The organism is Arthrobacter sp. K5 (assembly GCF_040448525.1).
Lineage (GTDB): Bacteria > Actinomycetota > Actinomycetes > Actinomycetales > Micrococcaceae > Arthrobacter > Arthrobacter globiformis.
Genome location: NZ_CP159279.1, coordinates 1,411,454 through 1,430,875, shown reverse-complemented (window position 1 = coordinate 1,430,875; position 19,422 = coordinate 1,411,454). Strand labels below are relative to the sequence as shown.

18 protein-coding genes and 2 tRNA genes are annotated in these 19,422 nt (G+C 66.9%); 10 read left to right on the top strand and 10 right to left on the bottom strand.

Features of this window, described 5'->3' with window-relative positions:
* Window positions 1-102 precede the first annotated feature (102 nt).
* The 3 genes from ABRP34_RS06385 (at window position 103) to ABRP34_RS06375 (ending at window position 1,496) form a co-directional block, all read left to right on the top strand.
* Window positions 103-176, top strand: a tRNA-Met gene (locus tag ABRP34_RS06385).
* A 146-nt stretch (window positions 177-322) separates the two neighbouring features.
* Window positions 323-399, top strand: a tRNA-Met gene (locus ABRP34_RS06380).
* A gap of 161 nt (window positions 400-560) precedes the next feature.
* Window positions 561-1,496: a cytochrome b/b6 domain-containing protein gene (locus ABRP34_RS06375; RefSeq protein WP_353712624.1), complete on the top strand. Its 936-nt coding sequence runs from the start codon at window positions 561-563 to the stop codon at window positions 1,494-1,496.
* Between the two features lie 5 nt (window positions 1,497-1,501).
* On the opposite strand, the gene ABRP34_RS06370 is transcribed toward ABRP34_RS06375, so the two are convergent.
* The 3 genes from ABRP34_RS06370 to ABRP34_RS06360 all read right to left on the bottom strand — a co-directional run bounded on the left by ABRP34_RS06370 (window position 1,502) and on the right by ABRP34_RS06360 (window position 5,991).
* Window positions 1,502-2,926 (bottom strand): deoxyribodipyrimidine photo-lyase, encoded by a 1,425-nt coding sequence (locus tag ABRP34_RS06370; RefSeq protein WP_353712623.1) that lies wholly within the window; start codon window positions 2,924-2,926, stop codon window positions 1,502-1,504.
* A gap of 100 nt (window positions 2,927-3,026) precedes the next feature.
* Window positions 3,027-3,818, bottom strand: coding sequence for a PspA/IM30 family protein (locus ABRP34_RS06365; RefSeq protein WP_353712622.1), 792 nt, complete (start codon window positions 3,816-3,818; stop codon window positions 3,027-3,029).
* A gap of 109 nt (window positions 3,819-3,927) precedes the next feature.
* The gene (locus ABRP34_RS06360) at window positions 3,928-5,991 is read right to left on the bottom strand and encodes a TPM domain-containing protein (RefSeq protein WP_353712621.1); all 2,064 of its coding nucleotides are present in this window, start codon (window positions 5,989-5,991) and stop codon (window positions 3,928-3,930) included.
* Between the two features lie 307 nt (window positions 5,992-6,298).
* On the opposite strand from ABRP34_RS06360, the gene ABRP34_RS06355 reads away from it, so the two are divergent.
* The 4 genes from ABRP34_RS06355 (at window position 6,299) to ABRP34_RS06340 (ending at window position 10,801) form a co-directional block, all read left to right on the top strand.
* On the top strand, window positions 6,299-7,981 hold the full coding sequence (locus ABRP34_RS06355; RefSeq protein WP_353712620.1) for a trypsin-like peptidase domain-containing protein: 1,683 nt from the start codon (window positions 6,299-6,301) through the stop codon (window positions 7,979-7,981).
* A gap of 267 nt (window positions 7,982-8,248) precedes the next feature.
* A complete protein-coding gene (locus tag ABRP34_RS06350) occupies window positions 8,249-9,049 on the top strand; it encodes an electron transfer flavoprotein subunit beta/FixA family protein (protein ID WP_353713318.1) in 801 nt (266 codons plus the stop codon).
* Between the two features lie 14 nt (window positions 9,050-9,063).
* The gene (locus tag ABRP34_RS06345) at window positions 9,064-10,017 is read left to right on the top strand and encodes an electron transfer flavoprotein subunit alpha/FixB family protein (protein WP_353712619.1); all 954 of its coding nucleotides are present in this window, start codon (window positions 9,064-9,066) and stop codon (window positions 10,015-10,017) included.
* A 4-nt stretch (window positions 10,018-10,021) separates the two neighbouring features.
* Window positions 10,022-10,801 (top strand): PIG-L deacetylase family protein, encoded by a 780-nt coding sequence (locus ABRP34_RS06340; RefSeq protein ID WP_353712618.1) that lies wholly within the window; start codon window positions 10,022-10,024, stop codon window positions 10,799-10,801.
* Here ABRP34_RS06340 and ABRP34_RS06335 read toward each other — a convergent pair.
* From ABRP34_RS06335 to ABRP34_RS06315, 5 genes are all read right to left on the bottom strand, one after another.
* Window positions 10,798-11,583, bottom strand: a complete 786-nt coding sequence (locus ABRP34_RS06335) for a MerR family transcriptional regulator (protein WP_353712617.1) — start codon at window positions 11,581-11,583, stop codon at window positions 10,798-10,800. The genes ABRP34_RS06340 and ABRP34_RS06335 overlap by 4 nt on opposite strands.
* Before the next feature lie 72 nt (window positions 11,584-11,655).
* The gene (locus ABRP34_RS06330; protein WP_353712616.1) at window positions 11,656-12,537 is read right to left on the bottom strand and encodes an anti-sigma factor; all 882 of its coding nucleotides are present in this window, start codon (window positions 12,535-12,537) and stop codon (window positions 11,656-11,658) included.
* 2 nt (window positions 12,538-12,539) lie between these two features.
* Window positions 12,540-13,145 carry a sigma-70 family RNA polymerase sigma factor gene (locus ABRP34_RS06325; RefSeq protein WP_043419592.1) on the bottom strand — a complete coding sequence of 202 codons (606 nt, stop codon included), beginning with the start codon at window positions 13,143-13,145 and terminating at the stop codon, window positions 12,540-12,542.
* Between the two features lie 197 nt (window positions 13,146-13,342).
* On the bottom strand, window positions 13,343-13,810 hold the full coding sequence (locus ABRP34_RS06320) for a tRNA (cytidine(34)-2'-O)-methyltransferase (RefSeq protein ID WP_003805026.1): 468 nt from the start codon (window positions 13,808-13,810) through the stop codon (window positions 13,343-13,345).
* 46 nt (window positions 13,811-13,856) lie between these two features.
* Window positions 13,857-14,801: a J domain-containing protein gene (locus ABRP34_RS06315; RefSeq protein ID WP_003805025.1), complete on the bottom strand. Its 945-nt coding sequence runs from the start codon at window positions 14,799-14,801 to the stop codon at window positions 13,857-13,859.
* A 150-nt stretch (window positions 14,802-14,951) separates the two neighbouring features.
* Between ABRP34_RS06315 and ABRP34_RS06310 the strand changes: the two genes are divergently transcribed.
* The gene (locus ABRP34_RS06310) at window positions 14,952-15,647 is read left to right on the top strand and encodes a hypothetical protein (protein WP_353712615.1); all 696 of its coding nucleotides are present in this window, start codon (window positions 14,952-14,954) and stop codon (window positions 15,645-15,647) included.
* Here the strand turns inward: ABRP34_RS06310 and ABRP34_RS06305 are convergent.
* On the bottom strand, window positions 15,617-16,063 hold the full coding sequence (locus ABRP34_RS06305) for a hypothetical protein (protein ID WP_353712614.1): 447 nt from the start codon (window positions 16,061-16,063) through the stop codon (window positions 15,617-15,619). The two genes, ABRP34_RS06310 and ABRP34_RS06305, sit on opposite strands and share 31 nt — an antisense overlap.
* A 92-nt stretch (window positions 16,064-16,155) precedes the next feature.
* On the opposite strand from ABRP34_RS06305, the gene ABRP34_RS06300 reads away from it, so the two are divergent.
* Both ABRP34_RS06300 and ABRP34_RS06295 read left to right on the top strand, forming a co-directional pair.
* On the top strand, window positions 16,156-16,845 hold the full coding sequence (locus ABRP34_RS06300; protein WP_353712613.1) for a transcriptional regulator: 690 nt from the start codon (window positions 16,156-16,158) through the stop codon (window positions 16,843-16,845).
* A gap of 89 nt (window positions 16,846-16,934) precedes the next feature.
* Complete coding sequence (locus ABRP34_RS06295; RefSeq protein ID WP_353712612.1) at window positions 16,935-18,164, top strand: cysteine desulfurase family protein; 1,230 nt, start codon at window positions 16,935-16,937, stop codon at window positions 18,162-18,164.
* On the opposite strand, the gene ABRP34_RS06290 is transcribed toward ABRP34_RS06295, so the two are convergent.
* Window positions 18,143-19,396, bottom strand: a complete 1,254-nt coding sequence (locus ABRP34_RS06290; protein ID WP_353712611.1) for an FAD-dependent oxidoreductase — start codon at window positions 19,394-19,396, stop codon at window positions 18,143-18,145. The genes ABRP34_RS06295 and ABRP34_RS06290 overlap by 22 nt on opposite strands.
* Window positions 19,397-19,422: the final 26 nt, after the last annotated feature.

The window sequence follows — 19,422 nt, the reverse complement described above, 5'->3', positions numbered from 1 at the left end:
CCCGCAAAAGGGGATGGGCCGGCCTTTCGCCTTGGCGGAGACGCAGATCACGTCGTTTGGATTTGGCCTCCTGTTCACCGGCCGGTAGAGTAGTTCTTGCGACGCGGGGTGGAGCAGTTCGGTAGCTCGCTGGGCTCATAACCCAGAGGTCACAGGTTCAAATCCTGTCCCCGCAACTGAAGAAAAAAACCCGGATCACCGTTTGGTGGTCCGGGTTTTTTGCTGTCCGGCTGACGGTTGCACTCCCCGGAGTGCCGCCCGGTCCGGGCGCAGCGGCCGTGGTCAAAGCGGCCGCGAAAGTAGGGTACAGTTGATCAAGCGACGCGGGGTGGAGCAGTTCGGTAGCTCGCTGGGCTCATAACCCAGAGGTCACAGGTTCAAATCCTGTCCCCGCAACCATGAAGAGGCCCCGACCGGTGACAAGCCGGTCGGGGCCTCTTGCTTTTCCCGGTAGCTTTTGTTCACGTATTGGCTGTTCCTAGTATTCTCTTTCGCAGGGCCCGAGCGCTTCTGCGCGGCAGATGCCCGACTCAGTCATCCTCGAGAGGAATGTAGTTTCGATGTCCACAACGAAGAACAAAACCGGCGCTGCGAAAGGCAAGCGGTCCAGGATTTACTGGACCGTGCCGGCGGTCCTCGTGGCTGCAGTGGTGGTGGTTCTGCTCGCAAAGTGGGCCACCGGCCTTTCCGGCGTACAGTCCTTCCTGGCTTCGTACCCGGGGCATTCGGAGCTTCCTGCCGGCGCCCCTGTCGGCTTCCCTGCGTGGCTGGCCTGGCAGCATTTCCTGAACGCCTTCTTCCTGCTGCTCATCATCCGTTCGGGCTGGCAGGTCCGCACCACCACCCGTCCCGGCGGCTACTGGACCCGAAACAACAAGGGCCTCATCAGGACCAAGACGGCTCCCACCAAGATCAGCCTGGAACTCTGGTTCCACCTGACGCTGGATGTGCTGTGGATTCTGAACGGGCTCGTCTTTGTGATCCTGCTGTTTGCGACCGGCCAGTGGACCCGGATCGTCCCCACGTCCTGGGATGTTTTCCCGAACGCCGTCTCGGCCGCCCTGCAGTACGCCTCGCTGAACTGGCCCACGGAGAATGGCTGGGTCAACTACAACGCCCTGCAGCTGCTGACGTACTTCGCGACGGTGTTCATCGCTGCCCCGCTGGCCTTCATCACCGGCCTGCGGATGTCCGCCGTGTGGCCGAAAAAGGCGAACGGGCTGAACAAGGCCTTCCCCATCGAGGCCGCCCGCGCAGTGCACTTCCCGGTGATGATCTACTTCGTGGCCTTCATTGTGGTGCACGTATTCCTGGTTCTGGCCACGGGGGCGCTACGGAACCTCAACCACATGTACGGCGGGAGCGACGACGTGAGCTGGGTCGGTTTCTGGTTCTTCGTGGCATCAGTCGCGGTCATGGTTGCGGCATGGTTCCTGGCCCGGCCGCTCTTCCTGCGCCCCATCGCGTCGCTCATGGGCAAGGTCACCAGCCGCTAGCCTCTTCACCCCTCCTTGAGCCGCTGGTAGGTCTCCAGCGCCCGTTCCCGGGATTCCTGGAGGCCCACCAGAGGCTCCGGGTAGCCGGGGGCCGCCGACGGGTTCTTCCACGGCTCGTGCACGGTGCGGTCATCCAGGTCCGCCAGTTCCGGGACGTAGCCGCGAAGGTAACTTCCTCCGGCGTCGAACTTCTTGCTCTGCGTCACCGGATTGAAGATCCGGAAGTAAGGGGAGGCGTCCGCGCCTGAGCCCGCGACCCACTGCCAGTTGGCCGGGTTGTTGGCCGCGTCGGCGTCGACGAGGGTGTCCCAGAACCAGGCTTCGCCCACCCGCCAGTCGGCAAGCATGTTTTTCACCAGGAATGACGCCGCAGCCATCCGGACCCTGTTGTGCATCCAGCCGGTCTGCCACAGCTGCCGCATACCGGCGTCCACCAGGGGATAGCCGGTGCGCCCCTGTTGCCAGGCCTCCAGTTCAGCGTCCGACGGCGTTTGCCAGGCAAAGTGGTCGAACTCCCGGCGGTAGTTTTGCGTGGCCAGGTCAGGATTTTCGTACAGCAGCTGCCAGCAGAATTCACGCCAGCCCAGCTCGCTCCGGAAGATCCCGACGTCGGCTGGTGCATGGCGCGGGAACTGTTCCCGGAGGGAATGCCAGACGCGGAAGGGACTGATCTCACCGAAGCGAAGGTGCGGTGAGAGACGGCTGGTGCCCTCGACGCCCGGCCGGTCCCGTCCCTTGCCGTAGTCCTCCACGGGACCGTCCAGGAAATCTTCCAGGCGTTCGTGGGCGCCATCCTCGCCGGGAGTCCAGGCCGCGGCGAGGCCGCCGCTCCAGTCCGGCCACCGGGGGAGGAGCCGCCAGCTGTCCAGCCGGTCACCGGCAGGCGGGCGGCCGGACGTTCCGGCGGCCGGCTGCGGCAAGTGGTCCGGGGGATCGGCGGGAAGGCGGGGTTCGGCACCAGCCAGGCAGGAGCGCCAGAACGGCGTGAAGACCTTGTACGGCCCGCCCGAGCCGGTGCGCACTGTCCACGGCTCGAACAGCAGGTTTGCCTGGAAGCTGGTGGCCTCAATGCCCTGCCCGGCAGCCCACTCCTTGACACCTGCGTCAATGCTCCGCTCCGGCTGGCCGTACCGCCGGTTCCAGAACAGTCTTCCGGCGCCGGTCTCGGCGGCCAGCTCCTCGATGGCCGACGCGGCGGCGCCGCGGCGGAGCAGCAGCCGCGACCCGCGCGCCTCGAGGCTGGCGCCGAGGGCGGACAGGGAATGGTGAAGCCACCACCTTGCCGCAGCACCCAGCGGGCGGATGCCGGGGGAGTGCTCGTCGAGGATGTAGACAACGGTTACGGGATCCGGCAGCGCGGCCGCGGCAGCGAGGGCTGGGTTGTCGTCGAGTCGGAGGTCGTCCCGGAGCCAGACAATAGTGGAGGCCATGCTTTCACGCTACACGGCCCGGAGACGGCAGAGGCCGGGACCCCTGTGGATCCCGGCCTCTACCGGTGACGCTGCCCGCGACTCCGGTTCAGTATGTGCCTTACAGCTTGTCGAAATCCGCCTCGTCCACCGTGGACGACGATGCCGGTGCCGCGGTGCCGCCGGCCCCGATGGCGGGCTTGGAGTTGCCCGACTTGAGCGCCGCAAGCCGGGCCTCGATCTCGGTCTGCTCGCCTAGGTCCTCGAGCTGGTTGAACTGCGCATCGAGGCTCGACGCGGCAAGTTCCTGCTGGCCGCGGACCTTGGCCTCTTCGCGACGGATCTTTTCTTCGAAGCGGCCCACCTCGCTGGTGGGATCCATGAAATCGATGCTCTTGAGCGCGTCGTGAACCTGCGACTGGGCGGCGGCCGTCTTGGACCGGGCCACGAGCTCGTTGCGCTTGCTGGTGAGCTGGTTCAGCTTCCCCTTCATCTGGTCCAGCCCGGTCTTGAGGCGGTCCACGACCTCGGTCTGGGAGGCGATGTTCGGCTCGGCGGCCTTCGCTTCGTTCTCCGACGACATCTGGCGCTGCAGGGCCACCTTGGCCAGGTTGTCGAATTTCTGGGCGTCGGCCGCATTGCCGCCCGCGCGGTACTCGTCGGCCTTGCGGGAGGCGGCCAGGGCTTTGTTGCCCCAGTCCTGCGCGTTCTTGATGTCCTCGTTGTAGTCGTCCTGAAGCATGCGCAGGTTGCCGATGGTCTGGGCCACCGCGGACTCGGCTTCGGCGATGTTGTTGGTGTAGTCCCGGACCATCTGGTCCAGCATCTTCTGCGGGTCCTCGGCCTGGTCCAGCAGCGAGTTGATGTTGGCCTTTGCCAGCTGCGCCATGCGGCCGAATATGGACTGCTTCATGGTGTTACCTTTCGTCCTGCTCAGTGTTTCCCACTGAATTCAGTGAACAGTTGATGTACCGCTTCTACCCGCCGGCCCAATCGAACGGGCCGGCGCTTAGTCTTGCTGGCTAGAAACTGCCCGAGTCCCCGCCGCCGAAGTCACCCCCGCCGAAGTCTCCTCCGCCGAAGTCACCGCCTGAGTCGCCGCCCCAGCCACCGCCATCGCTGTGGCCGCCGCCCCAGCCGCCGCCGCTGCCGCCGTTCAGGATGGAGTTGATGAGGATGCCGCCGAGGATGGCACCGCCGAGGCCGCCGCCTCCGCCGCCGCCGAACATGCCGCCGCGCCCGTATCCCTGGCCGTACCCCTGGTTGGCGTAGCCGAAGCTGTCGACGTCGGACTGGGCCAGCTGGGCCGCCTGGGCAGCCAGCGCATGCGCCTGCTGCGCGTAGGTCAGTGCAGTCACGGGGTCGTTGCGGGAGATGGACAGCGCGTAATCGAGGTTGCGCTGGGCTTCCGCCAGCCGGGTCCGCGCTTCCGTGCCGACGCCGCCGCGGCGGGCCGTGATGTAGTCCGAGGTGGCGCTGATCTGCGCCTGCGCCGACATGATGGTCTGCTGCAGTGAAGCCTGGGCCCTACGTGCCTGGTCCTGCTGGTCCCGGATCCCGCCCAGCGCCTGGTCGAGGGCCTGGTGCGCCGACTCGACCCGCTCGAGAGTGGCGATGGGATCAATCTTGCCGTTCTGAATTTCGCTCTTCACACGGGCGAGGGCCGCTTCGACGCCAGCTACGGGCCCCTCAAGCTCCGGGTGTGCGCCGGACTGGATCATAGCCCGTGCCTGCGCAAGGTCCTGGGACGTGTCCACAACGGCGGACTCCAGTCCCTCACGGGCCGAGTCCAGGTTGCCGGCGACCTTGGAGATAGCGTCCAGCAGCACGTTGGTCTGGTGCAGGCTCTCCTCTGCTGCCCGGACGGCCACCGCAGCGAGGCTTCCTTCTCCGGACGCGAGCTTTTCGCGGGCCGTGGCGCTGGCATTCTGCACGAAGGCAAGACGCTCTTTGGCCTGGGTGATGTTGTCCGAGATCTGTGCCAGGGCGGTATCCGCGTACTTGCCGCGCAGTTCCGCCAGGGTCTGGTCGGCCCGGGCGATCTTCGCATCGGCCTCGGCAGCGCCGGTGTCCACCGCGGCGAGAGCCTGCGGTGCATTCTTCTCGAGCTCGCGCAGCGAGTCGAAGTCCGCCTTCTGCTCCTGCAGGGAGGAAAGGGCAGCCTCCGACCTCCGGATGATTTCTCCGAGCCAGCTGCGCTGCTGTTCTTCGGTATCGGGGATGTGGTCGTCCAGCTGCTGCTGGAGCTTGAACGACTCGGACATGTGCGCCTTCGCCTCCTGGAGCGCCTTGGTGAAGTTGCCCACGGCCGCTTCCCCGTATTGCGCCTCGGCGAAGCCCAGTTCCTGCTCGCTCGACTTGATCGCGTCGTCTGCCTCAATCAGCAGGGAGCCGCTCTTCCTGCGCAGGTCTTCGATGCTCATTCCGGCCAGGGGATCGAGTTCGGCGCCCTGCGGGCCGTAGCTTGCGCTGGACGCCTGGCCGGCCTTCTTCCGCCTGTTGCGCAGGTAAAGATATGTGCCCGCGCCGCCGGCTGCGACGATTCCGGCGCCCACGAGGACGGCCGTGCCTGCGCCAGCACCGGAGGGGACGGTTCCGCTTCCGCCGTCCGCAGCGTCACCGATGGCGGCCGCGGTGTCGATGGCCGCCTGGGCAAAGTCCTTCTTGCCCGCACCGAGGTTGGCCGCGATGGCGTTCTGCGTGATGGTGGTCCGTTTGGGGTAGATTTCGCTGGAGCTATTGGGCGCGAAGTAGTATTTGCCCTGCTCGGTGGCGATCGCGAGGATCACGTCAGCGGGGCCCATGCCCTTTTGCTTTGCGACGGTATTACCCCAAGCGGCAGGGTCAGCCGGATTTTCAAACGACTTAACCGTGACCACGTACAGGTTGTACTTGTGGTCCTTGAGGAGCTTCTGGATGGATTCCTCAACTTCGCCCTTGCGGCCGCCGAGGACGTTCGCGTCGTCGACGATGTTTTGGCCGGAGGGGATGTTTACCGGTTCCTCGGCCCAGGCTGCGGCGGCCGGAGCCACCAACATTCCAGTCAGGCCGATCACGGCGAGTACACGTTTCAACATTGACCGCATGGCAACCCTTCAGCACGCCGCGGCTGGTTCGGGACGAACAGCCGTCACAGAATGCAGCAGCGCCCCCACGCCGGGTGTAAAGCCGCAGGTCGCTGTGGCAATTCTTCTTGATTCTATGGTGCACCAGCAGGACCGTCCACGGCGGGGAATATGCCACCAGCGAAAAGCGCTGGAGACCTAAGTGGCCGTTGAGAACACCGGCAGTGGCCCCGTCACGGAGGGCATTCAGGAACCTCCCAGCAAACGTCCGTTTTAGTTTCAGTCCGATCCTCCATAGTTAATACAGACGCGGATGAAAGGAAGTCCAATGACTGAGCACCCAGTACCGGGCGCAGCACCTGAGAACCGAGATCCTTCAGGGCGCCCTGTTGATCCGACCCCTCGGCGTGAACCCGATGAGGGTCTCCAGCCTCCTGCACACCAGGACGGTGAATTCCGCACCGGCGGCGGTTCCGAGAACCCCACGGTACGCCTTGACTCCGGCAGCAACCCCACCCGGCCGTTGTACCGGCCGGCGCAGGACACAGACCACTCACGCGCTGGCCAGCCAAGCGAAGGGCAGCCCCGGGCAGGCCAGCCAGACGAAGGCCGGCCGTATGGCAGCCCCGCGGAGAGCCGCGAAAACTTGCAGCAGCAGCGTACCGGCGGTCCGCACCCCGTTTACCCCCAGCACGCCCCCTTCTACGGGCAGCAGTCGGCGCCGGCTCCCCAGCCCGCCGGTGCCCAGTACTCCCCGCACAACACCCATCCCGCTTTCCAGGACAACCGGGCCAGCCAGCCCAAGCGCAAAGCGACGTTCGGCGTCGGCACCCTCGTTGCCAGCATCCTGGCCGCGGGGCTCGTGGGTGGCGGGGTTGCGACGGTAGGCTCCGGCAACCTGTTCGACGGCGGCGGCGCCGCGCCGGCGGCCAGTTCCGGCAGCCAGCCCGGAACGGTGATCGTCAACAACCAGGACTCGGTCAACGAGATCACGGCCGCAGCCGTCAAGGCATCACCGAGCGTGGTGACCATCAAGGCCACCAGTGGCAGCGAGGGCGGCACCGGCTCCGGGATCATCCTCGACGACCAGGGCCACGTCCTCACCAACACCCACGTGGTGACGCTGGATGGCACCACCGCGAGCGCGGACATCCAAATCCGGACGAACGACGGCCGCGTTCTCTCCGCCAAGGTTGTTGGTACCGACCCGCTCTCCGACCTCGCGGTCATCAAGGTGGACAACCCGTCGGGCCTCACTCCGGCAGCGCTCGGTGATTCCAGCAAGCTGAACGTCGGGGACACGGCTGTTGCCATCGGTTCCCCGCTGGGCCTCACCGGCACCGTAACGGATGGCATCGTCTCCACGCTGAACAGGACCATCAGTGTCGCGTCCTCGGCGGCCCCGAAGGAGGGGACGGACAACTCCCAGGGCGGCGACCAGGGCTTCGAGTTCGCTCCTCCGGGCCAGGGGCAGAGCCAGAGCTCGGCCAGCAAGGGATCGATCGCCATCAACGTCATCCAGACCGATGCGGCCATCAACCCGGGCAACTCCGGTGGCGCGCTGGTGAACAACAAGGGAGAAGTGATCGGCGTGAACGTCGCGATCGCCTCGGCCGGCGGCAGCTCCGCTGCAAGCGGAACAGGCAACATCGGCGTGGGCTTCAGCATCCCGATCAACAATGCAAAGCGCGTGGCCCAGGAAATCATCGACAACGGCAAGGCCACCCACGGCCAGCTTGGCGTGAGCGTGCAGGCGAAGTCGGCATCGGATGCCGGGTTCTCGACCGGAGCCGACGTGGCCTCGGTGGAGCAGGGCTCGGCGGCGGCGAAGGCCGGGATCAAGGTGGGCGACGTGGTGACGCGCTTCAACGACCTGGCCATCAGTGACCCGAACCAGCTGACGGCAGCTGTCCGTGAGCAGCCCGCCGGCTCCTCGGTGAAGATCACGGTCCTGCGCAACGGCCGCGAGCAGCAGCTGGACGTCACGCTCGGCGCTGCAGCAGAGCAGTAGGCAACCGCACAGCAGGAACTGCGCACAGTACGACGGCGGGCCGCACCTCTTGAGTTCCAGGGAGGTGCGGCCCGCCGTCGTCGTTCCTGCCGTTGGCTCAGCCCGTTGACTCAGGGCCTTTGACACAGGCGTTAACGGGACGTCATATGACGGGCCCAATATGGTTAGCTAGGAGCTACCCGTATCCCGGGCGTTCCACGGCCATGACCTCACCCGGCTGGCTATCCACAAGCACGGAAGGCTGCTGTAAATACAGTGGAAGAGACATTGAAGATCGTCGTCCTGGTCAAGCATGTGCCGGACGCCCAGTTCGACCGGCACCTCAGCGGCGAGGGCCACACCACGGACCGCGACGAAAGCATCCTGTCCGAACTGGATGAGTACGCCCTGGAGGCTGCGCTGCAGCTTGCCGAAGCGCGCGGGGGTGCCAAGGCCGGCAACAAAGTGATCGCGCTGAGCATGGGACCTGCCGGTGCCGTGAACGCCATCAAGAAGTCCCTGCAGATCGGCGCCACCGAGGGCGTGCACCTCACCGACGCCGCGCTCGCAGGCTCGGACGCAGCGGCAACCTCCCTGGCGCTCGCAGCGGCAGTCCGCCACCTCGGCGCCGACAGCCCGGTGGACCTCGTCCTGACCGGCATGGCCTCCACAGACGGCGAGACGTCCCTGGTGCCCGCGCAGCTCGCGGAGCGTCTGGGTCTTCCGCAGGTTACCTTCGCCTCCTCCCTGGACGTGGACGGCGGACGTGTCACGGCGCGCCGTGATGCTGACACCCACTCGGAGACGGTTGAGGCGTCCCTGCCCGCGGTGGTTTCCGTGACCGACCAGATCAACGAACCCCGCTACCCCAACTTCAAGGGCATCATCGCGGCCAAGCGCAAGAGCATCACCACTCTTTCCCTGGCTGACATCGGGGTCGATTCCTCCCAGGTGGGCCACTCCGGATCCTGGACGCGCGTGACGGCCGCCGAGGAACGCCCGCCGCGCACTGCCGGCACCATCATCACGGACGAAGGCGACGCCGGCATCAAGCTGGTTGACTTCCTGGCCGCCCAGAAGCTGCTCTAAGAGGACTCCACAACATGGCAAACGTACTGGTATTCATTGACAACCCCGGGCAGGCTCTGAAGAAGAGCAGCCTGGAACTCCTCACCATCGCCCGCTCCCTCGGGGAAACCGCTGTGGCAGTCAACGGCGAACTGTCCGACGACGTCGCCGGCACCCTGGGTGCCTACGGTGCGGCCACCGTCTTCCGGCCGTCCGCAGCGGACCTTGACGACTACCTCGTCGCGCCGAAGGCCGCCTTCCTGGCCACCGTGGCGGACAAGTCAGGCGCCACCACGGTCCTGCTCGAGAACTCGCCCGAGGGCAAGGAAATCGCGGCGCGGCTCGGCATCCGGCTGAGCGCGGGCGTCATCACCGACGTCGTCGCGGTCGACGCCGACGGCACCGCCCACAAGTCGGTGCTCGCCGGTTCGTACACCACGACGGCGAAGGCCACCACCGCGGTCACCGTGCTGTCCGTGAAGGCCAACACCGTGGACCCCGAGCCTGCGACCGCTCCCGGCACACCGGAAACCGTGACCGTTGACGCTCCTGCCGACGCCACGGCCGCGGCAGCCCGCATCACCTCCCGGGAACAGAAGGTCGCCAGTGGCCGCCCCGACCTCACCGACGCGCGCATCGTTGTGGCCGGCGGACGCGGCCTCGACGGCGACTTCGGCCCCGTGGAAGAGCTGGCGGATGCACTGGGCGCGGCCGTGGGCGCCTCCCGCGCGGCAACGGACGCCGGCTGGATCAGCCACGATGCCCAGGTCGGCCAGACCGGCAAGACCGTCTCGCCGCAGCTCTACATTTCCGCCGGCATCTCCGGCGCCATCCAGCAGAAGGCCGGCATGCAGACCGCCAAGGTCATCGTCGCCGTGAACAAGGACGCCGAATCGCCGGTGTTCGAAATCGCGGACTTCGGCATCGTCGGCGACCTCTTCCAGGTGCTCCCGCAGGCTACTGAAGAAATCAAGAAGCGCAAGGGCTGAATCGTTGACCCCAAACGCTGCACCAGCGCAGAGCCCGTTCAATCCGGAACAGCACCGGATTGAGCGGGTGCTCTGTTTCTCAGCCCATCCCGACGACGTCGATTTCGGCGCTGCCGGCACCATCGCCGCGTGGACGGCGGCCGGCGTCGAGGTCAGCTACTGCATCATGACCGACGGCGACGCCGGCGGCTTCGACCCGGCGCAGCGCGCCGAAATCATCGCCCTCAGGGCGGCCGAGCAGGAACGGGCCGCGGCCCTCGTCGGCGTCACGGATATCCACTACCTGCACCAGCGGGACGGGTACCTTGAGCCGACCCACGAGGTGATGCGCGGAGTGGTGAAGCTGATCCGCGAAGTTCGGCCCGACGTCGTGCTTTCCATGCATCCCGAGCGTAACTGGAAGCGCATCCAGAAAAGCCATCCGGACCATCTGGCGGTGGGGGAGGCCGTGACCCGTGCCGTTTACCCGGCGGTGGAAAACCCCTTCGCGTACCCGGACCTCGCCGAGGCGGGCCTCGAGGCCTTCAAGCTTCCGTGGCTGTGGCTTTATGCCGGTCCGGAGGAACGGGAAAACCACTTCGTGGACGTCACGGAGCATGTGGAGAGCAAGCTCGAGGCCATCCACGTGCACGTCAGCCAGCATCCCGACGCAGAGGCCATGGAGGCTACCGTGCGGCGCGGCATGCAGGCAAACGCCGGACGTGCGGGACTGCCCGACGGCCGGAGCGCAGAGGCCTTCCACGTGGTCATGGTCAACGGTCCGGGGACCATCGCCGGTTTCTAGGCTGTGCTTTGGCCTCCGGCCGCGCTGAGCCGGGACGCCGCGTAGACCGTGATCCCCTCCAGAAGGTAGGAGGCGAGGCCTGCGCGGCTCTTGTCGTAGAACGCGGTGAACCGCGAATCCTCGACGTACATCCGGCCCAGGCCGAGGTAGCTGTCAGCGTCAGGCGTCCAGCTGACGCAGATCCACCGGTAATGGCGTTCGACGGCGACCTGCACCCGGGCGTCGTCCGCCGGCAGGCCGGCGTCCAGGCATCGGGCCAGCTCTTCGTTGATCGCCCCGGCTTCGGCCATGAAGGCCTGCTTGTCGGCAGCGCTCAGCGCTGCGTGCCGCGCCTTGCTGTCCGCAACGGCCTGGTCGCCCCACCTCTGGCGGGCCTCCTCCTCGTACGGGTTGGTGTCGAAATCCTTGAAGATTTCCTCGCCTGACATGGCGTCTCCTTGCTGCAGTGCCGATATGGTTGCCCCGACGGTCCGGGCCATCCGGTCCAGGCGGTCGCGCTCTGCCAGCAGCCACTTCCGGTGCACGCTCAGCGCATCCAGCTGGTCTGCCTGGCCGTCCAGGACCTGGCCTATGGTTCCAAGGCCCAGGCCAAGTTCACGGAGAAGCAGGATCCGCTGAAGACGCAGGAGCTCAGGCTGCGTGTAGTAGCGATAGCCGTTGTGCCCGGTGTAGGCAGGCGGCAGCAGTCCCACCTGGTCGTAGTGCCTGAGGGTCCTGGAGGAGACCCTGCTCAGCTTCGCCAGTTCGGCAATGGACCAGCTCCGGAGTTCTTCCTGCTTCATGCCTCCAGCGTAGAAGTTGACGCAACGTCAACGTCAAGCCTGCATCAGGCAGCCCGGTTCAGGCACTGGGTGTCAGGTGTTCAGCGGTGCGGCAGCCACGGTAGGAAGGGTCGGCGTAGCCGATCCGCCGGCAGGCTCAACCGTGATGCCGAGCGCAGCGGCCGAGCCGATGCCCTTGACCAGGGCCGGCTTCGACAACGCCTCTGCATCCATCAGTCCCTGAGAGACGGGAGTGGAGCCATCCTTGGGAATCAGCCACATCTGGTACACCTTGCCCGCGGGCGGTGGCGGCACATCCTTCATCCGCACCACCAGCGCATCATGCGACGGCGAGATCGAAACCGTCGCCGTGCCTCCGCCGTTGACGTCGACAGTCGCCTGGCGCGCGTCCTGCGCCTCGATGACCTGATTGAACGGATCGTTCTGGTTGGCCACGTAGGCCCCGATGCCCACACCGCCGAGCGCGATCACGGCAGCAGCCGCAACCCCGATCAGCCAGTTCCGAAGGCCGGCTGGCCGGCGTCGTACTTCACGGCGCTGGCGCGCAGCGGAAAGTTCGTCGGCAGCGGGGGCCGGCTCTGCCGTCGGCACGGCTGCCGGCGCGGCGGGCCCCTCCTCGGCGGCTTCCGTCCTGGGGGCCTGTGCCCTGGCCGGCTGCTCGGGAAGCTGCGCAACGATCCTGACGAACAGGTCCGCAGGCGGCTCCTCCTCGGCCGTAAAGGACATTGCCAGCGTCTCCCTGGCCTGGCGGACGCGTTCGTTGAAGGAGGCGCGTTCAGCCTCGGGAGCGCCGCCGACGTAGGTGTCGATGGCTTCCCGCTCGGCGTCGCTGATGGCGTCCAGAGCGTAAATCTCGGCGAGTTCAACCGCCCGGCCGGCCGCAAGGTCGGTGGGAATGTCGGCGGCAAACGCCCGGGGCAGCTGGCGCCCGCGGGAATCATTCGTATCGGTCATGGTCAGCTCACCCCCAGGCAGGACTTGAGTCGGATCAGTCCGTCGCGGATGCGGGACTTGATGGTCGGAATGGCCGCGTTCAGCTTTTCAGCCACTTCGCGGTAGGTGAGGCCGCCGTAGTAGGCAAGCCGAACAGATTCCTGCTGCGTCTCGGTCAGGGTCTCCAGGCAGCGAACCACGGCTTCGGCCTCGAGCCGGCTGTCCACCTGGTCCGACACCGAGTCATGGTCGATGTCCTGGCTGCTGGCGCCGTATCTCGCCTCACGCTCGGTGGCGGACTGCGATGAGCGGACCCTGTCCACGGCCCGGCGATGCGAGATGGTCATGAGCCAGGCCAGGGGACTGCCGCTGCCCGGATCGAACTTCGCGGCGTTCTGCCAGACCTGCAGGAAGACCTCCTGCACGGTGTCCTCGCTGAGCTCCGGATCGATCAGCACCCGGCGCGCCATGCCGAACACCCGCCGCGACGTCAGCCGGTAGAACTCGGCGAAGGACGCCTGGTCGCCGTCGGCTATCCGCTCCAGCAGCTGTGCCAGCTGCTGGTTAAGGTCGACGGCGGTGCCGGGCGGCGCGGTGGCGTCAAAGTTCGGCGCGTTGGGAGTATCCATCACCCTCAAGCATAGGTCGCCTGCCGGCAGGCGCTGCACACCGTTTCCGGCCTCGGCAGCATCGTGCCGGGCAAAACGGAATACAGTGTTACCCGGCCTTTGTGTTGTCACCTGCCGCTCCTTACGCCCGTGGATGTGTGCTCAGGGGTGATTCGGTGCGGGAGGGGCTTCGGATGGGTGCCTGTGCAGCCGGGCTTTCACAGCTGTGCGCCGGTGAAACCCTGCTGCCGCCAGGCCTCGTAAACGGCGATGGATGCCGCGTTGGCCAGGTTCAGCGACCGCAGTGAGGGCAGCATGGGCAGGCGGACCCGGGACGTGACATGGGGATCGCGCTTCAGGTCGTCCGGCAGGCCCACGGACTCCGGGCCGAACATCAGGACATCACCGGGCCGGTAGGCGATGTCGGTATAGGACACCTCGCCGTCAGAGGTGAAGGCGAAGACTCGCTCGGGCTGCAGTGCCTCCCAGGCCGCCTCGATGTTGGGGTGGACTGTCACCACCGCCAGGTCGTGATAGTCCAGGCCGGCGCGGCGGAGCTTGGCATCTGAAAAGTCGAAGCCCAACGGCTCCACGAGGTGGAGTTCGGCGCCGGTGATGGCGGCGAGACGGATGGCGTTGCCCGTATTGCCGGGAATTTCAGGCGTGTGGAAGAGGATGCGGAACACCGTTCCATCCTAGCGTCGGCACAACCGCCGCCCTTCCGGCGTGACCTCAGTGCATGCCCCTCAGCAGTCGCGCGAGCACCGGGACGTTGACGGTGTTCGGCGCCGGACCGGAGGACAGGAAATCCTTGAGCCCGCGGGCCAGGCCGGCGGCATTGACCACCTGGATAATATCCGAGCCGTCCCGGGAGCGGCGGTGGCGGTCGATGACGGGTTCGTGGAGGTTTCCGTCCGGGCTGTGGACCACTGTCCACCCGGTCACGTTAAGTTCGGGAAAGATGTCCTGCATCCGCCGGACCACCGGGGCCAGCTGCGGCGGGGCAATCGACCGGCCGCCGTGGTTCAGCGTGTTTCCGTCCCACGCATACGCACCCTTGGGCAGCAGCATGGAGCCGATCAGGGCAAGCCGGTAGCCCGAGAGCAGCGCATGGTCAATGTGGCTGTTATCCGCAGGGGACTGCAGGCCATTGATCAGCCGCGCCGCAGGGATGGCCGGCAGGACCTGCCTGCTGATCAGCTGGACTGTGCGCAGCTCCCGCTGGATCCTGGCTTCAGCACCAAAGATGCCCCGCTTTCTCGGCATGCCGTGGACCTGCTGGCCGGCCAGCTCCGGCGGCAGGAGCGGTACGGCGCCGGGCGTGTCGAAAGGCGGCACGTAGACGGGGGCGTCGGCTGACGTGTTCCGGGGCGTTCCCGGCTTGTGGATCGTCGCGGAGGCGTGGCTGCCGGCAGCAGGGGCGTCGAAGTGCGCCTCGTCGCCCTCTGCGCGGCCCCAGCGCGGTCCGGTCGCGTAGGAGCGGTCGTAGGCGGCCCGCCGCCGGGGGTCGATGAGCGTTTCATATGCAAGGGTCACCTGACGGAACGTCGCGGCGTCGCCTCCATGGTCGGGATGCGAAGCGCGGGCAGCCTTGCGGTAGGCCACCTTGATCTCCCTCTCGGTCGCGGTCACCGCCACGCGGAGCACTTCGTAGTGGGAACTGCTGCCCTTGGTCAAGCACGGTCCTTAAGTCGTTGTTGCCGGCGTGCATGCGCGGCCCGGTGTGCCAAGCATATAAGCCGGTCTTGACGGTCTTGACGGAACAACGACCGCAGCAGGGGTGCCGGTTCCCGCCGGTGATAACGCGGGGCGTCTAGACTTTTCGGAATGGGAGTTCGGACAGGTCGCGGTGGTGCCCGCCTTGCAGGCGTGGCGGTGGCTGCCGGCGCGGCCGTTGCCCTTGTCGGCGGCTGCAGCGTCGGTGTTCCCGATCCCGCCGCCCCGAGCATCCCGCCAGTCACCAGTGGACTTGGCACGCCTACCATCACGCCCGGACACGATGCGGACGCGGTGGCTTCCCGCGACATGCCCTTCTCGGCGGGGGCCACGCTGGCGCACGGTGTTCCCGTCGGGTTGTCCGAGGACCTGGCCGAAGCACCGCAGTGGAAGCAGGTGGTCGGCAACGCGGGCGGCGCAAGCCGCTATCAAAAGTCGGACGGCTGCCAGGCGGCGGCGGAGGTGCGACAGAACCAGTGGCCGCTGGTGGCGGCTGATGACAGGGAATCGACCGCCGCGCTGTTTGCGTATCTGGACCCCACCATCCTGCCCGCCTATCTAAAGCCCGCGTCGCTGCGCTGGGGCGGGGAACGGGACAAACCCGGGCCGGCCGTGGATGTCCTGGTCCTGGAACGTGCCGCCAAACCGGCAGGCCAGAAAGCCGGCAAGGCCACCGCGGTGCTGGCCCGGGTTTTCGGAACGGCCGGCTCATCCGTGTACGTGTCGGTGTCGTGCCCGACGGCGGCGGCGCTCGCCGCCGCCCGGGCAGACATTGCTCAGTGGCTGACGGTGGTTCCGCCGGGCTGATGAGGTGCTGCGGCGGTGGCCAGCCGGTTGAGGGCCAGCGCACCGACGAACAGCCCGAAGTCGCGCAGTGCGACGTCGTAGAAGGCCCCGAGGATGATCAGGTTCACGATGATCCCCAGGAGCCATGCAGCCACCACCAGCGAACCGATCCGCGGCCGGAGGGCCACCAGGACTCCGGCGATTATCTCGATCACGCCGACGGCATACATCACCGTCTGCGCGGGCAGATGCAATGTTGCCGGAACCATGGGTGCGAGGTAGCCGGTCCACTCGGTCAGGAGGTTGGTGAACTTGTCCAGGCCGAACAGGATGGGCGCCACGGTAAAGACGGTGCGCAGGAGCACGAACGCCTGGCGGGCGGGATCAGCCGCCAGTGTATGCAGGCTCGCGGGCTCCTTCAGTGCTGTGCTTTTCATGGGGAACTCCCTTCTAAAAGTAGATAAGTCGATTTTAGAACCGGCAATCCTTCTTTAGCAACAGATCTTGATTTTAGAGTTACGCTGGACGCATGAGCCGACCAGCCGAGAACCGTGAATCCAAGTCCGCCCTGTCGTGGACCGGCCGCCTGGCCGCGCTGGCCTCGCTGGGTGACGCCGGCAGGCGGCGCCTTTTTGAATACGTCGCCGGGCAGTCGTCGGCCGTGGGGCGGGACGACGCTGCGGCTGCGCTGGACATGCCCCGATCCACAGCGTCCTTCCACCTGGACAGACTGGTCCGCGACGGGCTGCTCGCCGTCGAGTTCCGCAAGCTCGGCGGAAAGGCCGGCCCGGGGTCAGGCCGTCCGGCGAAGCTCTACCGCCCGGCGCTGGAAGAAGTGGGTGCGTCGGTTCCGGACCGGAGCTACGACCTGGCCGGAGAGCTGATGGCCACCGCGATTGAATCCGCAATGACCGGCGGGGGAGGGGTGCGCGAGGCACTGACTGAGGCGTCCTACTCCCGGGGCCGTTCGCTGGGCGGGAACGGTGAGTCCCTCGACGATCTGCTCGGCGGCGTCGGCTATATGCCGGAGAGGGACGCCGAAGGCGGAATCATCCTGATGAACTGTCCTTTCCACCGGCTCGCCGATGGGCATGCGGATGTGGTGTGTGCCATGAACGGGGCGTTCCTGAGTGGTGCCGCCGCTGCCTGCGGAGTGCCTGAGGAGAAAGTGGAGGAGGACCGGGCGGTCGGGCGCTGCTGCGCCAGGATCAGGCCCTGAGTGCCGCTGAAAAACCCCGCGGTGTCCGGCATCCTGCCGGCTCCCGATATTCTGCGGCGTCCAGAATTAGCGGCGTCTAGAATTTAAGCGTGCCTGTTTACCTGGACCATGCCGCCACAACACCCATCGCCGCCGAAGCCCTGGCCGCACTGATGCGGGAGCTGTCCCGGACCGGAAACCCGTCGTCCCTCCATGGCTCCGGCCGCCGGGCACGGCGCTCGGTGGAGGACGCGCGGGAAACCCTTGCCAACGCCGCAGGCGCCCATCCATCGGAAGTCATCTTCACCTCCGGCGGCACCGAAGCCGACAACCTGGCCGTCAAGGGCCTCTACTGGTCCCGGCTGGCGGAAAACCCGCGCCGGCGCCGGATCCTGTGCTCCGCCGTCGAACACCATGCCGTGCAGGACACCGTGGAGTGGCTGGAGCGCCACGAAGGGGCGGAAATTGCGTGGCTGCCCGTCAACCGGGACGGCGTGCTGGACCTCGAAGCGCTGCAGGCGGAACTGCAACGTGAGCCCGATTCCATTGCCCTGGTGACGGTCATGTGGGCCAACAACGAGGTGGGGAGCATCCAGCCTGTCCATCGGGTAGTGGAGCTCGCGCACGCCGCCGGCGTCCCGGTGCATTCCGACGCCGTGCAGGCGTTTGGCTCCGTCCCCGTGGATTTCCGGGCATCAGGGCTGGATGCGATGTCCATCTCAGGCCACAAGATCGGCGGGCCGGTCGGCGTCGGTGCGCTCATTCTTGGGCGGTCGGTGAAGCTCACGCCGGTGCAGCACGGCGGCGGCCAGGAGCGCGACGTCCGCTCAGGGACGCTTGACACCGCATCCATAGCGGCCTTCGCCGCCGCTGCTGACTCCGCCGCCAAGAACCTCGAGGCCGAGGCAGCGCGGATTTCCGGGCTGCGCGACCGGCTCATCGCCGGGGTCCGCGACGCTGTTCCGGCTGCGGTGTTGCGCGGTCCGGAGGGGGAAGGGCGGCTGCCCGGCAACGCCCATTTCACGTTCCCTGGCTGCGAGGGTGACTCCCTGCTGTTCCTCCTGGACCTCGCCGGGGTCGAGTCGTCCACCGGCTCCGCCTGTACGGCAGGTGTCCCGCGTCCGTCGCACGTCCTTCTTGCCATGGGCCTGGACGAGGAGACCGCGCGCGGTGCGCAGCGCTTCACCCTGGGGCATCCGTCGACGGACGCGGACGTGGACGCACTCCTGGCGGCCCTGCCCGGCGCCTATGCCCGGGCACGGCAGGCCGGAATGGCCGGACACGAATCCTCCATTCAGACGGCCGCCACCGTTGCCCGTCAGGGCTCCGGCATCAGCTGATCGAGTGGAACCGCCTCGTCGCCCAGGCGCTCGGCAGTCACCTCGGCCCGGGCGGAGATCAGTGCCTTGATGATCTTCTGGGCGCTCGGTTTAACGGACCGCGGCCAGTTGACGCTCATGCCCGCCACAACGCGCCCGTCCTGCTGCCAGAACGCCACGAACTCCTTGCTGTCGAGCGAGCCGCGGATGACCGGAGCCCCCTTTGCTGCGAGGGACGGGAAGCCCGAGTACTCCATGCTGACGTCGAACTGGTCGGTGTAGAAATAGGGCACCACGTCCAGGGCAGCGTCCTGGCCGAGCATGGCCTTGGCCGCCACCTTGCCGCCGCTGAGCGCATTGGACCAGTGTTCGCTGCGGTAGTGCTCGCCCGTGAATGGATGCAGCGCGTTGGCGGCGTCGCCAGCGGCAAAAATATCCGGTGCGCTGGTGCGCAGGGAAGCGTCGGTGAGGATGCCGTTGCGGACCTCCAGCCCGGCAGCGGCGGCAAGTGCCGTTTCCGGAACCACGCCCACGGCGATGATCACGATGTCCGCGGGCAGAAGCTCGCCGGAGTCGGTCACCACGCCGGTCACCTTTCCGTTTTGTCCGGTGATCTCCGCGGCGGAGGCGGGAAGCCGGAAGCGGACTCCGTTGTCCTCGTGCAGCGCGCGGAAGAAGCTGCCAAGCTCCGGGCCGATCGCTGCCGCGAGCGGGATGTCCTCGAGCCCTAGCAGTGTGACCTGATTGCCGTAGGTGCTTGCGGCCGCGGCCAGTTCCATCCCGATCCACCCCGAGCCGATGAGCACCACCTTCCGGCCGCCGGGCGCCAGCTGTTCCCGCAGGCGGCGGCTGTCATCGAGCGTGCGGAAGGTGCTGACGCCCTCCAGGTCCGCGCCGCTCAACAGCAGCGTTCTAGGCGTTGCGCCCGGCGCCAGCAGCAGTGCCCCATAACTCTGGACTGTGCCATCTGCGAAGCGGACATTGTGTGCCCCGGGATCAACCGATGCAACCGGGTTGTCCAGCAGGAGGCTGACGTTGTTGTCGGCGTACCAGCTTTCCGGCACCACCTCGACGGCGTCCTCCCCGGCCTTGCCGAGCAGGTATTCCTTCGACAGCGGCGGCCGGAGATAGGGAGGGTGCGGCTCGGCGCCCGCGATGGTGATGTTCCCGGCGTACCCTTCGGCGCGCAGGGTGCGGGCCGCCGTCGCTCCGGCCAGCCCGGCGCCGGCGATGACAATGCTTTCAGGGGTCATGGCGCTACTCGATTCCGCCGGCAGGC

Coding starts and splice junctions, on each gene's coding strand:
- ABRP34_RS06375 (WP_353712624.1), top strand. CDS start 561: ATGTCCACAACGAAGAACAAAACCGGCGCTGCGAAAGGCAAGCGGTCC.
- ABRP34_RS06370 (WP_353712623.1), bottom strand. CDS start 2,926: ATGGCCTCCACTATTGTCTGGCTCCGGGACGACCTCCGACTCGACGAC.
- ABRP34_RS06365 (WP_353712622.1), bottom strand. CDS start 3,818: ATGAAGCAGTCCATATTCGGCCGCATGGCGCAGCTGGCAAAGGCCAAC.
- ABRP34_RS06360 (WP_353712621.1), bottom strand. CDS start 5,991: ATGCGGTCAATGTTGAAACGTGTACTCGCCGTGATCGGCCTGACTGGA.
- ABRP34_RS06355 (WP_353712620.1), top strand. CDS start 6,299: ATGACTGAGCACCCAGTACCGGGCGCAGCACCTGAGAACCGAGATCCT.
- ABRP34_RS06345 (WP_353712619.1), top strand. CDS start 9,064: ATGGCAAACGTACTGGTATTCATTGACAACCCCGGGCAGGCTCTGAAG.
- ABRP34_RS06335 (WP_353712617.1), bottom strand. CDS start 11,583: ATGAAGCAGGAAGAACTCCGGAGCTGGTCCATTGCCGAACTGGCGAAG.
- ABRP34_RS06330 (WP_353712616.1), bottom strand. CDS start 12,537: ATGACCGATACGAATGATTCCCGCGGGCGCCAGCTGCCCCGGGCGTTT.
- ABRP34_RS06325 (WP_043419592.1), bottom strand. CDS start 13,145: ATGGATACTCCCAACGCGCCGAACTTTGACGCCACCGCGCCGCCCGGC.
- ABRP34_RS06310 (WP_353712615.1), top strand. CDS start 14,952: ATGGGAGTTCGGACAGGTCGCGGTGGTGCCCGCCTTGCAGGCGTGGCG.
- ABRP34_RS06305 (WP_353712614.1), bottom strand. CDS start 16,063: ATGAAAAGCACAGCACTGAAGGAGCCCGCGAGCCTGCATACACTGGCG.
- ABRP34_RS06300 (WP_353712613.1), top strand. CDS start 16,156: ATGAGCCGACCAGCCGAGAACCGTGAATCCAAGTCCGCCCTGTCGTGG.
- ABRP34_RS06290 (WP_353712611.1), bottom strand. CDS start 19,396: ATGACCCCTGAAAGCATTGTCATCGCCGGCGCCGGGCTGGCCGGAGCG.